At 57.9% G+C, this 14,436-nt stretch carries 13 protein-coding genes; 5 read left to right on the top strand and 8 right to left on the bottom strand.

What is annotated here, in order from left to right; all coding sequences use genetic code 11:
• Positions 1–22 precede the first annotated feature (22 nt).
• Complete coding sequence (locus tag ACN0XM_RS00505; RefSeq protein ID WP_417564954.1) at positions 23–739, top strand: FKBP-type peptidyl-prolyl cis-trans isomerase; 717 nt, start codon at positions 23–25, stop codon at positions 737–739.
• A 92-nt stretch (positions 740–831) separates the two neighbouring features.
• On the opposite strand, the gene rsd is transcribed toward ACN0XM_RS00505, so the two are convergent.
• Together rsd and ACN0XM_RS00515 are read right to left on the bottom strand one after the other, a co-directional pair.
• The gene (gene rsd, locus ACN0XM_RS00510) at positions 832–1,311 is read right to left on the bottom strand and encodes a sigma D regulator (protein WP_417564955.1); all 480 of its coding nucleotides are present in this window, start codon (positions 1,309–1,311) and stop codon (positions 832–834) included.
• 102 nt (positions 1,312–1,413) lie between these two features.
• The gene (locus tag ACN0XM_RS00515; RefSeq protein ID WP_417564956.1) at positions 1,414–1,920 is read right to left on the bottom strand and encodes a disulfide bond formation protein B; all 507 of its coding nucleotides are present in this window, start codon (positions 1,918–1,920) and stop codon (positions 1,414–1,416) included.
• A 149-nt stretch (positions 1,921–2,069) separates the two neighbouring features.
• Between ACN0XM_RS00515 and ACN0XM_RS00520 the strand changes: the two genes are divergently transcribed.
• Complete coding sequence (locus ACN0XM_RS00520) at positions 2,070–2,492, top strand: flagellar basal body-associated FliL family protein (protein WP_417564957.1); 423 nt, start codon at positions 2,070–2,072, stop codon at positions 2,490–2,492.
• Positions 2,493–2,513: 21 nt separating this feature from the next.
• On the opposite strand, the gene rmf is transcribed toward ACN0XM_RS00520, so the two are convergent.
• The 4 genes from rmf to ACN0XM_RS00540 all read right to left on the bottom strand — a co-directional run bounded on the left by rmf (position 2,514) and on the right by ACN0XM_RS00540 (position 8,600).
• Positions 2,514–2,729, bottom strand: coding sequence for a ribosome modulation factor (rmf, locus tag ACN0XM_RS00525; RefSeq protein ID WP_417564958.1), 216 nt, complete (start codon positions 2,727–2,729; stop codon positions 2,514–2,516).
• Between the two features lie 120 nt (positions 2,730–2,849).
• Positions 2,850–4,403, bottom strand: a complete 1,554-nt coding sequence (gene gshA / locus ACN0XM_RS00530) for a glutamate--cysteine ligase (RefSeq protein WP_417564959.1) — start codon at positions 4,401–4,403, stop codon at positions 2,850–2,852.
• Between the two features lie 68 nt (positions 4,404–4,471).
• Entirely contained in the window at positions 4,472–6,814 is a 2,343-nt protein-coding gene (locus ACN0XM_RS00535; protein WP_417564960.1) for a Tex family protein, read from the bottom strand.
• A gap of 49 nt (positions 6,815–6,863) precedes the next feature.
• Positions 6,864–8,600 carry an EAL domain-containing protein gene (locus ACN0XM_RS00540; RefSeq protein ID WP_417564961.1) on the bottom strand — a complete coding sequence of 579 codons (1,737 nt, stop codon included), beginning with the start codon at positions 8,598–8,600 and terminating at the stop codon, positions 6,864–6,866.
• Between the two features lie 143 nt (positions 8,601–8,743).
• Here ACN0XM_RS00540 and rep point away from each other — a divergent pair, with 143 nt between their 5' ends.
• Positions 8,744–10,762, top strand: a complete 2,019-nt coding sequence (rep, locus tag ACN0XM_RS00545; RefSeq protein ID WP_417564962.1) for a DNA helicase Rep — start codon at positions 8,744–8,746, stop codon at positions 10,760–10,762.
• 64 nt (positions 10,763–10,826) lie between these two features.
• Here rep and ACN0XM_RS00550 read toward each other — a convergent pair whose 3' ends face one another.
• Complete coding sequence (locus ACN0XM_RS00550; RefSeq protein ID WP_417564963.1) at positions 10,827–11,240, bottom strand: c-type cytochrome; 414 nt, start codon at positions 11,238–11,240, stop codon at positions 10,827–10,829.
• Positions 11,241–11,442: 202 nt separating this feature from the next.
• Between ACN0XM_RS00550 and ACN0XM_RS00555 the strand changes: the two genes are divergently transcribed.
• Together ACN0XM_RS00555 and ACN0XM_RS00560 are read left to right on the top strand one after the other, a co-directional pair.
• Complete coding sequence (locus ACN0XM_RS00555; protein WP_417564964.1) at positions 11,443–11,781, top strand: hypothetical protein; 339 nt, start codon at positions 11,443–11,445, stop codon at positions 11,779–11,781.
• Positions 11,782–11,795: 14 nt separating this feature from the next.
• Complete coding sequence (locus tag ACN0XM_RS00560) at positions 11,796–12,911, top strand: phospholipase A (protein ID WP_417564965.1); 1,116 nt, start codon at positions 11,796–11,798, stop codon at positions 12,909–12,911.
• 162 nt (positions 12,912–13,073) lie between these two features.
• Here ACN0XM_RS00560 and ACN0XM_RS00565 read toward each other — a convergent pair whose 3' ends face one another.
• Positions 13,074–14,432, bottom strand: a complete 1,359-nt coding sequence (locus tag ACN0XM_RS00565; RefSeq protein ID WP_417564966.1) for a phosphomannomutase — start codon at positions 14,430–14,432, stop codon at positions 13,074–13,076.
• Positions 14,433–14,436: the final 4 nt, after the last annotated feature.

Raw genomic sequence — 14,436 nt, forward strand, 5'->3', positions numbered from 1 at the left:
ACAGACGTTAAAGGATGAAGCAATGAAAAAAACGCTCCTTGCACTGGCAGTGACCGGCCTTGTTGCCGGCTGTTCAACTCCGCCCGAGGCTCCGGAACAGTCCAAACTGGAATCAACCGATCAGAAAGTCAGCTATGGCATGGGCCTGGTTCTGGGTGAGCGCATGGGCAACGATCTGCCGAATCTGCAGATGGACCAGTTCCTCGAAGGCATTCAACATGGCCACGCAGGCGATGAAGAAGCCAAGCGCATGAGCCGCGAGGAAATCCAGAAAGCACTGATGGCCTATCAGCAGCAGCTTCAGGAAGAGCAGACGAAGCAGACGGAAGAGCTGGCCAACAAGAACCTTGAGGCTGGCAAAACGTTCCTGGCGGAGAATGCCACACGGGACGGTGTAGAGACCACTGAGTCCGGCCTGCAATACGAAGTGCTGGAGAAGGGCGAAGGCGAAAAGCCTGCCGCTACCGATACCGTCAAGGTGCACTATACCGGCGAACTCCTTTCCGGCGAAGTCTTTGACAGCTCCCGCGAGCGCGGCGAACCGGTAACCTTTGCCCTGAACCAGGTCATTCCAGGCTGGACAGAGGGCCTGCAACTGATGAGCGAAGGCGCCCGCTACAAGCTCTACATCCCGTCTGACCTGGCCTACGGACCCGGCGGCAACCGTGCCATCGGTCCCAACGAGACCCTGGTATTCGACGTCGAGCTTCTGGACATCAATCCGGAAGCCGGAGAGTAAGAGCCCGATCCGGCCGCAGTGCCTGAACTTGCGGCCACAAAAAAGCCCCAGGTCGGTAATACCGAACTGGGGCTTTTTCTTTCAGGCAGTTGTCAGGCAGGCGCCACTTTACCTGCATGAGCATTGTGAAGGTGCTCAATCAGGAAATCTTCCATCTCGAACCGGGTCTCGAGGGTTTCACCGAGCTTCGACAGTTCGCCAAACAGCTCTTTCACGTCCTCCTCCGACAAATCCCTGCCATCCAGGCGGTCATTGAAGTTGAGGGCGACCTCTGTGGTCTGTTCAATCCGGGGATAAACCTTCGCCGCCAGCTCGAGGCCGCCATCGTTAAATTCACGGGCCTCGCTGACCAGCTGCTCATAGATCTCGAAATGGCCAGTTGAGACATAATCCACAAGCACTTCACACAGGCGCACGAATTTCTCTCTCAGCGCTTCTGTCTGTGAAAAGTCATTCTCTCCGGACAGATCGCAGTAATGAACCAACAGCTCCTGACGTTCCTTGAGCCAGCGATCAATCAGCTCGCTGACGCCACCCCAACGCTCCCTGGCATTTCGGCAATTTTCCAACATGACGCCTGTTCTCCGCTTGGTAATCCGGCACTTCTTTTTCGGTTCTGATTTTTCTCAGGTTTGGGTCAAGTTACCCCATGCCTGCAGTCCCCCGCAACCGTTTCAGCTGCGAATCCACTCCTGGGAATTTTGCCGGCGAAACACCAGACCCAGCCCGGTAATCACCAACAGGGAAAAGAACACCGCTGTCCAGCCGGGAATGCTCAGGCCGAGAAACCGCCACACCACCTCGGCGCAGTCCCCGGTGCCCCTCAGGGCGGTGGACAGCACTTCAAGCCAGGGCAACACCTCCAGCATGTAGTCGACAGAAGGGCCACAGGCGGGCACCTGATCCGCCGGCAGGCTCTGCAGCCATAACTGCCGGCCGGCCACACCTAGCCCGGCACCAGCGGTCAGCACCAGCAGGAAACCATATATACGAACCCCAAACCCGGCAGGCCCCTGCAACAGGGCCAGAAAGCTGACCAGCCCGGCCCCCATGAACCCGAAACGCTGCAACCAGCATAGCGGGCAGGGCTCGAGGCCCATCACATGTTCCATATAAAACGCGACACCCAGAAGGGCGGCACACACAAGGAAAATAAGCCCGAAAAGCCATCTGCTGGTCAAAAGAACACCTCAAATTGTGAATTGAAACTGCAACCTCGCACCGGGCCTGTTATTCTCGGTGCTACCGGCGCTATTGCTCCCGAATCGTCACTAAACCCTAAACCACGATCAACTTCAAGCCTATGACACGCCAGCCAAAACCTATTCTCATGATGATATTCCTGCTGCTTTCACTGCTCTCCTGGCCGGCCGTTTCCCAAGATGAGGAAACCACAGAAGAAGAGGTGGTGCAGGAAGACAGTGGCTTCACCGACTACATCAGCATGGATCCGGCCTTTGTTACCCATGTGGGCTCTGCGGACAACAAGCCAGCCTATCTGAAGGCAGCGGTCAGTCTCCGGTCTCGGAGTGCGAGCACCCGGCCGGCAGTGGAGGCTCACATGCCGCGATTGCGTCATGAGCTGGTGATGCTTTTTGGGGAGCAAACGGATATCGAACGGCTGACTTCCATAGACGGCCAGCAGTCGCTTCGCGAGGAAGCAAAACAAAGGATCAACGCGGTACTGGAAGAACAGCAGACAGGCGAAAGCATTGCCGGCGTACTATTTACCGAATTCGTCGTGCAGAGATAGGGCGAAACGGAACCACGGGACTCAGGCGATCTGTGAAAACAGATCCGCTCCCTTGCCCCGGTTTTCACAGGCGACCTGATCGGCATCATCCCATCCGGCCTCCCAGGCCGCGATGACGACCTCTCCCCGGTAGGGGCAGCGTGACTTGTCCATATTCATGGTGGCTGCCATGTAACCCTGACGGTAAGCCTTGTTCAGTGCGTCCACATCCCAGCCAAGTTTGATATCCCTTGCCATGCCGACCCCTCCGATCCTGATGTTACAGAAATTAACAGCCAGGCCGGAGGCTGACAAATCTTTGTTCAGGTTCTGTGCGTCAGGTCCGCAGACACATGAGATAGCGGACCCGGCGGCCGTTCAGGAGCGCAGGTAGTGCTCCAGAAATTCGTCAAATGGGAGGGTGTCGGCTCGCTCCATTTGCTGCTGATCCGCCAGGGAATCGGCGGTCATCGCTTCAAAGGCTTTGCGAACGTCGGCATCCAGGCCCGCCAGCCTCAGGGTTTGCTGATGCTGGCGGGCCATTTCCATACCCCACTCCCGGTGCCCCAGCCCGGACGAACGCATGGCGTCGAGCACCCTGGCCGAGGGCACCGCCCTCTCGCCAGACAACACCTCACGCTGGGTTGCCAGGGCCTTGCGGTACGTGTCTCCCCCCTGCCAGCCATCCAGCAGCTCCGCCAGGGGTTCCAGTTGCTCAAGTAACTCGGTGGCGGCCTCGGGCACCGGCGTGCGTTGTCCGCCTCGGCAAAGGGTCAGTTCGCGATAGCGTCCCCGAGCCACCACATCCTTGTAGTTGTCGTCCAGACGCTCACACTCAGCATCGCCAATACGAGGGGAGTCTGACAACAGGCAATCCAGCAGGAACAGATCCAGGAAATCGATCTGGGCTTCGTTCACGCCAATCGGAGAGAACGGATCCAGATCCAGGCATCGAACCTCGATGTATTCCACACCCCGGGCTTCAAGGGCCTGAATGGGCTTTTCTTCCCGCTCGGTCGTACGTTTGGGCCGCACCGCACTGTAATACTCGTTCTCGATCTGCAGGACACTGGTGTTGATCTGAATGAATTGGTCGCCCTGACGGGTACCGATCGCCTCGTAAGCCGGCCACTTGGTGTGAATGGCGCGGTCCAGAGTTCGGGTGTAGGTGCTGAGCTCGTTGAAACAGATGTTCAGGGAAGCCTGGGCGTTGTTGTGGTAGCCCAAGTCACCCATGCGCAGTGAGGTGGCGTATTCACCGTACCAGGTGTGCTCATCAAAACGGCTCAGATCGTGGCGGACATTGGCAACAAAGCTCGCATCCAGTGCCGGAGAAGCACCAAACAGAAGCATCAGTAGCCAGCTCCGGCGCCGGAAATTCCGGATCAGCCAGAAATACTGGTCCGATTTGAAGTCCTTAAGGCTTTGCTGATTGCCCAGAGACTCCTGCCATTTCCTCCAGAAACTGTCCGGCAGTGACAGGTTGTAGTGGGCGCCCGCGATGCTCTGCATCATCCGGCCATAGCGGACAGCCAGGCCCTGGCGGTATACGTGCTTGAGGCGGCCAATGTTGGAGCTGCCATATTCGGCAATGGGAATGCTCGGATCACCATCCAGCTCACAGGGCATGCTCGCCGCCCAAAACACCTCGTCACCAAGGTTCTCCTGAACAAACGTGTGAATGTCTCTCAGGGATTTGAGCATCCCCCCGGTGCTGTCAAACACGGGTGTGATCAGTTCCAACAGGGCTTCGGAATAATCGGTGGTAATTCGCGGATGGGTCAGCGCCGAACCCAGGGCTTCCGGATGCGGAGTCTGGGCAATGAACCCGTTGCAGTCCACCCGCAGGCCCTCTTTTTCCACACCTTTGAGAAAACCATCCCAGTCGCTGGCTGCGAACTGACGAAATACGGAATGGCGGGATTCAGCCATGGTTGACTCCTGCTGCGGCCAGTCCCTCCTCGTGAGCGGGACCAGCCGGTGAAAAGATTGAAAACCTGTTAACGGCTGTCCTTGCGGGCCGAAGCCATTGCCTGGGCCAGTGCACCGGCCATAGCGCCCTGCTTGGACTTCTCGCTGGAGCCGGAGTTACGATTGTTCCGGCTACCGGCTTTTTGGCTGGCGCCGGCGCGGTTCCCGGCCATCGGCTTGCCATCGTTCTTTTCGCCGGGCTGATCGTCCATGCGCATGGTCAGGGCGATTCGCTTGCGCGGAATGTCCACATCCAGAACCTTCACCTTGACGATATCCCCGGCTTTCACTACTTCCCTTGGATCCTTGATAAAGGTGTGGGACAGTGCCGAAATATGCACCAGCCCGTCCTGATGGACGCCGATGTCCACAAACGCGCCGAAGTTGGTCACGTTGGTTACTGACCCTTCCAACACCATGCCCGGCTTCAGATCATTGAGGGTTTCCACCCCCTCCTCAAAGCTGGCAAAACGGAATTCCGGGCGCGGATCCCGCCCCGGCTTCTCCAGCTCGGAGATGATGTCCTTGATGGTGGGCAACCCGAACTGTTCAGTTACGTAATCCTGGGGATTCAGACCACGTAAAAAGTCAGAATCCCCAACAATATCCTCAACCTTTCGGTTGTTTCTCTTGGCAATGGCTTCCACCACGCCGTAAGCTTCCGGGTGCACAGAAGATCGGTCCAGCGGGTTCTCTCCGCCAGCGATCCGCAGGAAGCCCGCCGCCTGTTCAAAGGTCCGCCCCCCAAGCCGGGTGACCTTCAACAGTTGCTTGCGGTTGCGGAACATTCCGTTCTGGTTACGGAATTCAACGATATTCTGGGCGATGGTCTGGTTCAGACCGGATACCCGCGAAAGCAGCGGTGCCGAGGCGGTATTCAGGTCCACGCCGACGCCGTTTACACAGTCTTCCACGACGGCATCGAGGCTACGAGACAACTGGACCTGGGATACATCGTGTTGGTACTGCCCGACCCCAATGGATTTCGGCTCGATTTTCACCAGTTCCGCCAGAGGGTCCTGCAGGCGACGGGCAATGGACACGGCACCACGAATGGTGACATCCAGATCCGGCAGCTCTTTGGAGGCAAATTCGGATGCCGAGTATATGGACGCACCGGATTCACTGACTACGATCCGGGCCAGTTTGAGTTCCGGGTAACGCTTGCTCAGGTCGCCCACCAGCTTCTCGGTTTCCCGGGACGCAGTGCCGTTGCCAATAGCCACCAATTCAATTTTATACTCCCGGCACCAGGCCGCAAGCTGCTCGATGGAGCGGTCCCACTGGTTCTTGGGCGCATGGGGGTATATGGCACCATGGCCTACCACCTGCCCGGTACCGTCGATAACGGCCACCTTCACCCCGGTACGAAGCCCGGGGTCCAGCCCCAGTGTCGGGCGCGGGCCGGCCGGCGCCAGCAGCAGAAGATCCTTGAGGTTGGCGGCGAAAACGTTAATGGCTTCGGTCTCGGCAGCTTCGCGGACCTGGGCCATGAGATCGGTTTCGATCTGAGTGGAGAGCTTGACCCGCCAAGTCCAGCGAACCACTTCCGAGAGCCACTTATCAGCGGCACGGCCGTTATCCCGGATGTTCCAGCGGGCTGCAATTCTTTGCTCCGCCGGATGGGGCGCACGGCGGTCATCATCGGCATCGCCGACCACGATACTGTAGGTCAGAATACCTTCATTACGGCCACGCAGAACAGCCAGCGCACGGTGGGACGGCACCTTTTTCAGCGGCTCGACATGGTCAAAATAGTCCCGGAACTTGGCGCCTTCATTTTCCTTCCCTTCCACCACAGTCACTTTCAGCTGGCCTTCCTGCCAGATGAAGTCCCGCAGGGTGCCCAGCAACTCGGCGTCCTCGGCAAAGCGCTCCATCAGGACGTAGCGCGCGCCATCCAGCGCGGCCTTGGTGTCTTCAACCCCGGCTTCCTTGTTGAGATAGCCCTGGGCGGCGGTTTCCGGATCCAGAGCTGGGTCGTCGTACAAGGCATCCGCCAGGGGCTCCAGGCCGGCTTCCCGGGCAATTTGAGCCTTGGTCCGGCGCTTGGGCTTATAGGGCAGATAGAGATCTTCCAGGCGGTTCTTGGCATCCGCCTCGTTAATACTGGCCTTGAGCTCATCGGTCAGCTTGCCCTGCTCCTCAATACTCTTGAGGATGGTGGCACGACGGTCTTCCAGTTCCCGCAGATAGCGCAAGCGCTCCTCCAGGCTCCTCAACTGGCTGTCGTCCAGCGAACCGGTCACCTCTTTGCGGTATCGTGCAATAAAAGGAACGGTGGAGCCCTCGTCGAGCAAGGCGACGGTGGCATTAACCTGTTGCTCGCGTACACCGAGCTCGTCGGCGATGCGCCTGGAGATACTGTTCATGCAACCTCTGTTTGATGCTTTGCCAATAAAGCAGCAAAGGTACAGCGGCTTACTGTTGCAGGCAAGCGGACTGGCCACGCTTGTTCAGGAATTGCACAAGATCGGCCCAGGGCATGGGGCGGGCGTAATAATAGCCTTGGATTTCATCGCAATGGTGCTGGCGCAGGAACTCCAGTTGCCCTTCGGTTTCCACCCCCTCAGCGACCACGCTGATCTGCAGACTGTGAGCCAGACTGATAATGGCCCGAATGATGTGCTCCGCGTCGGCCGAGTGACCGAGCTCTTGCACGAAGGACTTGTCGATTTTGACCAGGGATATGGGCAGATGCTGGAGATTACTCAGGGAGGAGAAACCGGTCCCGAAGTCATCAAGGGCAAAGCTGATACCCAGCTGGTTCAGCTCCCGCAGGCAACGCTGGGCGTACTCCGGGTCGTGCATCATGGCGCTTTCCGTGAGTTCCAGCTCCAACAGGCTGGTATCCACATTGGCGTTGAAAATAATCCGGAAGATGGTCTCGGTCATCTTCCGATCATGGAACTGCCTGAACGAAAGATTTACGGCAAACACCAGCCCCGGGAATCCAAGCTGGGCAGACTCCTGCAGGCGTTTACATGCCTGCTCAATGACCCAGTACCCGATGGGCACGATCAGGCCACTGCGCTCCGCCACCGGAATGAACTCATCCGGCCCCACCAACCCACGCTCTGGGTGGTTCCAGCGCAACAGGCACTCAACCCCACGAACCTCTTCAGTGGCAAGATCAATCCGGGGCTGGTAGTAGAGCTCCAGCTCCTTGCCCCTCAGGGCATTGCGCAGGTCGGCCTCGAGCCGAAGCTGATAGCCGGCAGAGATATGTAGCTGCCGGTCATAGAAGCGATAACTGGTACCGGGGTCCCGCTTGGCCTCGAACATGGCCCGGTTGGCCCGGCGCAACAGATTTTCGGCGCTGTCACCGGCTTCAGGGTAGGTAGCAACACCGAGGCTGGCGCTGACCACCACACTTTGACCGTCGATCGTGACCGGCTCATCCAGGGCGCTGACTACCTTGCGGATAATCTGGGTTATGTCGAGGGAGTCTTCGACCTTCTCAATGATAATGGCCAACTCGTCTCCGCCGATGCGCATCAGAGAATCCACCCGCCTCAGGGAATGCCGGAGACGTTCCGCCAGCTTCATCATCAACTGGTCGCTTTTCTGGTAACCGAAAGATTCATTGATACTGCGGAAATCGTCGATATTGAGGTGCAGAAGTGCCAGCCGGTGGCTGGCCCGCTCGGCCCGCAGCAGCGCCTGCTGGAGACGATCAAAGAACAGATCCCGGTTGATAAAACCGGTGGCGACCTCCCGCCCCAGCTGTCCGTGGGCCGACTCGGATAACTGCTCCCGATACCAGAGATACTTCACAGCTCGGCGAAAATTCCAGTGGTCCAGATTCTGACGGCAGAGATAATCGGCGGCGCCGGCGGCGAGCAGTTCGGGGGCCCGCCGGCCTGGAAACTCGGCACTGAGGGCAAGGACAGGCTTATCATTGCTGCCAACCGCCAGGTATTGAAGAAAAGAGGCTTCGGAACCGCCATGGAAGATACAGTCCCAGACAATGACATCGAAACTGGCATTACGGATCAAGTCGTCACAATCCACCAGATCCGGGCACCAGGTAGCATCCGCACTGATTTCGACGTCACCCGCCAGAAGATCATTGAGCCAGAGAAAATCAGCATAATCTGGTGTCAGAACCAGGAGGCGTAACTGTTCGGGCCTCATGGTTTCCAGTGGCAGTGTCATCTAGCAGAATCCATTTATGCGTGAACAACCCAGTCCGTTCTACCAATCATAGTCGATAGATCGTCAAGGTACAGGAACGCTCGCTGGTGTAGAATAACTCCACGCCCGTTTTCCCCATTTCGTTCCATTCTGGCAACCAATTTGTGAACAAGCTCAACCCGAGACAAAGCGAAGCCGTCCGCTATTCAGAGGGCCCCCTGCTGGTACTTGCTGGTGCCGGCAGCGGCAAAACCAGCGTGATTACCCGCAAGATCGCCTACCTGATTGAGCAGCTGGGCATTCCTGGTCGTCATATTGCCGCCGTGACCTTTACCAACAAGGCCGCCCGGGAAATGAAGGAACGTGTGGGCCGGATTGTCGACCGGAAGCTGACCCGGGGCCTGATTGTATCCACTTTTCATAACCTTGGCCTCAACATGATCCGGGAAGAACACACCCATCTCGGCTACCACCCCGGTTTTTCCATATTTGATGCCGAGGATGCCAAGGCTTTGTTACAGGACCTCATGCTCCGGGAAGCCAGTGCCGAGGCCGGCGACGAACTCAGTGATGTCCAGATGACCATCTCGTCCTGGAAAAACGCCATGCGCGGGCCGGCCGAGGCCCTGAGCAAGGCGGCGGACGAACGGGAGCAGCGGATCGCGATCATCTACAAGCAGTACAACGAATACCTCAAGGCCTACAACGCCGTCGATTTTGATGATCTGATCCTGCTCCCCGTGCAGCTGTTCCGATCGCACCCGGATGTGCTCGCAAAATGGCGCCGGAAGATTCGCTACATGCTGGTAGACGAATACCAGGACACCAACGTGTGCCAGTACGAACTGGTCAAACTGCTGGTGGCCGACAGGGCGGCCTTCACGGTGGTCGGGGATGATGACCAGTCAATCTACGCCTGGCGCGGTGCCCGTCCGGAAAACCTCGAGCAGCTCAAGGAGGACTTTCCCAGCCTGAAGATCGTCAAACTGGAGCAGAACTACCGCTCCACGGCCCGAATTCTGCGCAGCGCCAACATGGTGATCGCCAACAACCCCCACGTCTTTGAAAAGGCGCTTTGGAGTGACCACACCATCGGCGAAGAGATCCGGATTGTCCGATGCCGAAACGAAGACGCGGAAACCGAGCGGGTTGCTACTGAGATTCTCGATCAGAAGCTGAAAAAAGGTCTCGATTTCCGGGATTTTGCCGTGCTTTACCGAGGCAACCACCAGGCCCGCCTGCTGGAGATCAAGCTCCAGGGCTACCAGATTCCCTATCGCATCTCCGGCGGCCAGTCGTTCTTTTCCAAGAACGAGATCAAGGATGCCATGTCGTATCTGCGCCTGATGATCAACCCCGACGACAACGCCGCGTTCCTGCGGGTGGTTAACGTACCCCGCCGGGAAATCGGCCCGCGCACTCTCGAGCAGCTGAGCCACTACGCTCGTTCCAGGAATGTCAGCCTGTTCAAGGCGTTGGGCGACATGGGTGCGGAAACCCACGTTACCGAGAAGGGTCTGGACCGCCTGCGACGGTTTGCGCACTGGGTAGATGCCACCTGCGAGCGGTTACACAGCGAAAACCCGGTGCCCGTGATCAAGCAACTGTTTACCGACATCGAGTACGAGGAATGGCTACACCAGCACTCTGGCACCCCCAAGCAGGCCGAACGTCGGATGGAGAATATCTGGTACTTGGTGGAGTCCATCCAGCGCATGCTGGATGACGGCAAGGGCACTGCCGACGAACTGGGTATCGAGGACGCCATCACGAAGCTGATCCTCCGGGACATGATGGAGCAACGGGAAGAAGAGGACGACAGCGACAAGGTTCAGCTGCTGACTCTTCACGCCTCCAAGGGCCTTGAGTTTCCTCATGTGTTCATTATGGGCCTGGAAGAGGAGATCCTGCCCCACCGGAGCAGCATCGAGGAAGGCAACATTGAGGAAGAACGTCGGCTGATGTACGTGGGCATTACCCGGGCCCGGGAAACCCTGACCCTGACCTACGCGGCAGCCCGGAAACAGTATGGCGAAAAGCTGGAAACCATCCCCAGCCGGTTTCTGGACGAACTGCCCGAGGAAGATCTGAAGTGGGAAGGCCTGGGCGATCTTGACGTGGAGGCCAATCAGAAAAAAGGCAAGGCCACGCTGAGTGCCTTACTGGGAGACCTTGGCCTTTAGCCTGTCCCGGAATGCAAAAAGCCCCACTAAGGGGGCTTTAGACGTAACCAGCGAAACTTTTCAGTTACTGGCTTTGCCCAACAATATGTTCTACGGCGGCCTGAATTTCTTCATCAGGGCAGTTCGCACAACCACCTTTGGCCGGCATGGCATTGAAGCCGTTGAGCGCGTGGCTGACCAGGGTTTCCAGACCCTTGTCGATGCGAGGAGCCCAGGCGGCGGTGTCACCGATTTTGGGCGCGCCGGCCGCACCGGTGGAGTGACAGGCCATACACACGGCGTCGTATACTTCGCTGCCTGAGCGGGGGCCGGAGCTGGCAGCCTGGGTTGGAGCGGCTGAGGCACCGCACTGGTCTCCTTCAAGACATACCTCGCCAACCGGCTTGATCCGCGCGCGAATTTCGTCTTCAACACTCGCCATTACAGCGCCGGCTGTAAGGCCAAGAACGACCAGTACAGCAACCAGGACTCTCTTCATCTTCACAATGCACCTCGCATTTGAGCGTTATGATCTTCGGTGGCCGCATTATAGCGACTGAAACCTGGCAAAAAAACCAAACAGCAAAATCATAAATTGATTTCACCCATTTTAATTGCGATTTCGTAAGTCAGAGAGTGTTTCGCGGACAATCCGGTTACCATGGTGTTCGCCGATGTTTAACCATTCAGGACCAGTTTCCATGACCAACACGGAACCAACTTTGCCCCACCCACTGCGCAAACCACTTCTAATTACCGAATTTGCAGCGCTGGCGGTTTTGCTGGCTTCCATGGGCTGGTTCTCGAGCCAGACCGGCGATGGCCAGACCATCAGTGCTGCCTGGCTTCTGATCCCCGCTCTGGCAAGCCTGGGCGTTTTCCTGAGTTTCATCGGGCTGATGTACCTGCGCTGGGTGGCATCCGCCGACAGCGCCAATCGGTTTCGCCACAAGGTCATTTTCTCGCTTCTGGCGGTTACCCTGATCGGCGTCTGGATCTACGGCATGGCCAATACCTGGCTCAGCCTGAACGCCAGTTAGGAGAATTGCTGCCCATGACGTGCTCGCGCGCCCTATTTGCATTGCCCCCATTCATTCTGGCTTGTGTGTTACCTGCCGGCGTCCAGGCAGAATCCACCCCGGAAATTCCGGTCGGCTCTCCCGAGCAATGCGCGTTGGTCGAAGACGGTATCCAGAGGCTCGCGTGCTTCGACAGCATTTTTAACCCGCAGAAGCGCCAGGCGCAGGCGACCGAGGCAGAGAAAGAGGAGGCCCGCAGCAGCGTTGATAGTCTTGCACCGGATGCAGAGGCACGGAAGCAAGCCGGCGACCATGGCCTGGACGAAGATTCGGACACTGGCGTCATGTCCGCCCTCGTGGACCGTTACGTTGCTGCCGAGAAAGCGGTATTTTCATTTTCCGGCAGTTTTGTCGGGCACCGCCCCATCTACATCCTGCCGGTAACCTGGGTGAAGAATCCGAATTCGACTCCGTCTAGCCCCAGGCTGGGCTCCATCGGCTACGATTACAAGCTGGAGCGGGAAGAAGCAAAGTATCAGATCAGTTTCAAGGTTCCTTTGCTGACCGGGTTTCTGGACGATCGCACCACCATGTGGTTCGGCTACACCCAGCAGTCGTTCTGGCAGGTCTATAATCAGGACGATTCTGCGCCTTTCCGGGAAACCAACTACGAGCCGGAGCTCTTCATGCGTTATCAGAGCGACTGGGACATCGGCCCCGGTCGTTTGAACACGGTAACACTCGGCGTCAACCACCAGTCCAACGGACAGGCTGAGCCACGGTCACGGAGCTGGAACCGAATCATTGCCACCGCAGCCTACAGCTATGACCGCTGGCTTTTCATGGTGCAGCCCTGGTACCGGATTCCCGATGGCAGCAACGATGATAATGAGGACATCGAGCGGTATTTGGGTCATGCCAATTATCAGGCGGTTTACAAGCTGACTGAGGACCGTACGTTGTCGCTTCGGCTGATGAACAACCTGAGGTCGGATAACAAGACGTCGGTGGAGTTCGGGTACAGCTTTCCGATGGGAGATACGGTTAAGGGGTTCTTCCAGTACTACAACGGGTATGGGGAGAGCCTGATTGACTACAACCACCGAACTCAGCGGTTTGGTATTGGGGTTATGCTGAACGACTGGTTCTGACCACTTTAGTTTGGTGAAGGTTGAGCAGGCCGGAAGGAAATTCAGAAACATGCTCCTTCGGCCCATCCCTGGGGCGCTTGGGCTCCGCCATCCATGGCTCCGCACAGTTTCTGAACCTCCTTCCGGCCTGCTCGCCCCAGACTTCAGGCGTTAACCGTTTAATCAACCTTCGTTATTCAATCTATCCATTTCCGCCAAAAGCTCTTCCGTCTTTGCTTCCATCAACGGAATATCCGCCCTCGATTCCACGTTCAGACGCACAACTGGCTCAGTGTTGGACATCCGGAGGTTGAAGCGCCAGTTGTCGAACTCGATGCTGACGCCGTCCACATGGCTAACCTTTTTCGCGCCGACGCTGTATTTGGCCTCGATTGCCGCGATGACCTTGGGGGGATCATCGATGGTGCGGTTGATTTCGCCGCTGGCCGGGTAGGCTTCGATTCGGGCGTCGATGAGGGATGAGAATGGCTCGCCGGACTGGCAGAGGCGTTCGGCAATCAGCAGCCAGGGGATCATGCCGCTGTCGCAGTAGGCGAAGTCTCGGAAGTAGTGGTGGGCGCTCATTTCGCCGCCGTAGACCGCGTCTTCGTCGCGCATTCTCTGCTTGATGAAGGCGTGGCCGGTTTTGCTTTCGATGGCTTCGCCGCCAGCGGCTTTGACCAGGTCGAGAGTGTTCCAGGTGAGGCGCGGGTCGTGGATAACCTTGCCTCCGCCGGTCTTGCGCAGGAACTGGTCGGCCAGCAAGCCGACGATATAATAACCCTCAATGAAGCGGCCGTTTTCGTCGAAGAAGAAGCAGCGGTCATAGTCGCCATCCCAGGCGATGCCCATGGCGGCGCCCTGTTCGATAACGGCATCGGCGGTGGCCGCGCGATTTTCCGGAAGGATGGGGTTGGGCACGCCGTTCGGGAAGTGGCCATCGGGCTGGTGGTGCACTTTCACGAATTCGAAGGGCAGGTGCTGCTCGAGTTCGTCGATGACCAGGCCGGCCCCGCCGTTGCCGGCGTTAACGACGATGGTCATGGGGCCTAGTGAACCGGCATCGACGTAACCCAGCAGGTGATCGATGTAGGCACTCATTACTTCCAGCGGTTCGTAGCGGCCCTGCTGCGGCGCATCGGCAAAGGGTTCCAGTACGCGGTCCCGGATGTCGTTTAGACCGTTGTCGGAGCTGATCGGCCGTGAATCCGGGCCGACCATTTTCATGCCGTTGTGGTTTTTGGGGTTGTGGCTGGCGGTGACCATTATGCCGCCGTCCATCTTGTAGTGGCTGGTGGCAAAGTACACTTGCTCGGTGCCACACAGGCCGATATCGAACACATCCGCACCGGCCGCCATCAGGCCGGAGCTCAGGGCTTCGGCGATGTCCGGGCTGGACAGACGGATGTCGTAGCCGACGATTACTTTTTTTGCGCCGGTGATTTCCACGTAGGCGCGTCCGATTTTTTCGGCCAGCGCCGGATTCAGTTGATCCGGCACACGGCCACGCAGGTCGTAAGCTTTGAAACAGGACAGGTCCATTGTC

It is taken from the genome of Marinobacter sp. (assembly GCF_048269445.1).
Lineage (GTDB): Bacteria > Pseudomonadota > Gammaproteobacteria > Pseudomonadales > Oleiphilaceae > Marinobacter.

What these genes read in the sequence shown, in the direction of transcription:
- ACN0XM_RS00505 (WP_417564954.1), top strand. Translation starts at nt 23, where the DNA reads ATGAAAAAAACGCTCCTTGCACTGGCAGTGACCGGCCTTGTTGCCGGC.
- rsd (WP_417564955.1), bottom strand. Translation starts at nt 1,311, where the DNA reads ATGTTGGAAAATTGCCGAAATGCCAGGGAGCGTTGGGGTGGCGTCAGC.
- ACN0XM_RS00520 (WP_417564957.1), top strand. Translation starts at nt 2,070, where the DNA reads ATGATGATATTCCTGCTGCTTTCACTGCTCTCCTGGCCGGCCGTTTCC.
- rmf (WP_417564958.1), bottom strand. Translation starts at nt 2,729, where the DNA reads ATGGCAAGGGATATCAAACTTGGCTGGGATGTGGACGCACTGAACAAG.
- gshA (WP_417564959.1), bottom strand. Translation starts at nt 4,403, where the DNA reads ATGGCTGAATCCCGCCATTCCGTATTTCGTCAGTTCGCAGCCAGCGAC.
- ACN0XM_RS00535 (WP_417564960.1), bottom strand. Translation starts at nt 6,814, where the DNA reads ATGAACAGTATCTCCAGGCGCATCGCCGACGAGCTCGGTGTACGCGAG.
- ACN0XM_RS00540 (WP_417564961.1), bottom strand. Translation starts at nt 8,600, where the DNA reads ATGACACTGCCACTGGAAACCATGAGGCCCGAACAGTTACGCCTCCTG.
- ACN0XM_RS00550 (WP_417564963.1), bottom strand. Translation starts at nt 11,240, where the DNA reads ATGAAGAGAGTCCTGGTTGCTGTACTGGTCGTTCTTGGCCTTACAGCC.
- ACN0XM_RS00555 (WP_417564964.1), top strand. Translation starts at nt 11,443, where the DNA reads ATGACCAACACGGAACCAACTTTGCCCCACCCACTGCGCAAACCACTT.
- ACN0XM_RS00560 (WP_417564965.1), top strand. Translation starts at nt 11,796, where the DNA reads ATGACGTGCTCGCGCGCCCTATTTGCATTGCCCCCATTCATTCTGGCT.
- ACN0XM_RS00565 (WP_417564966.1), bottom strand. Translation starts at nt 14,432, where the DNA reads ATGGACCTGTCCTGTTTCAAAGCTTACGACCTGCGTGGCCGTGTGCCG.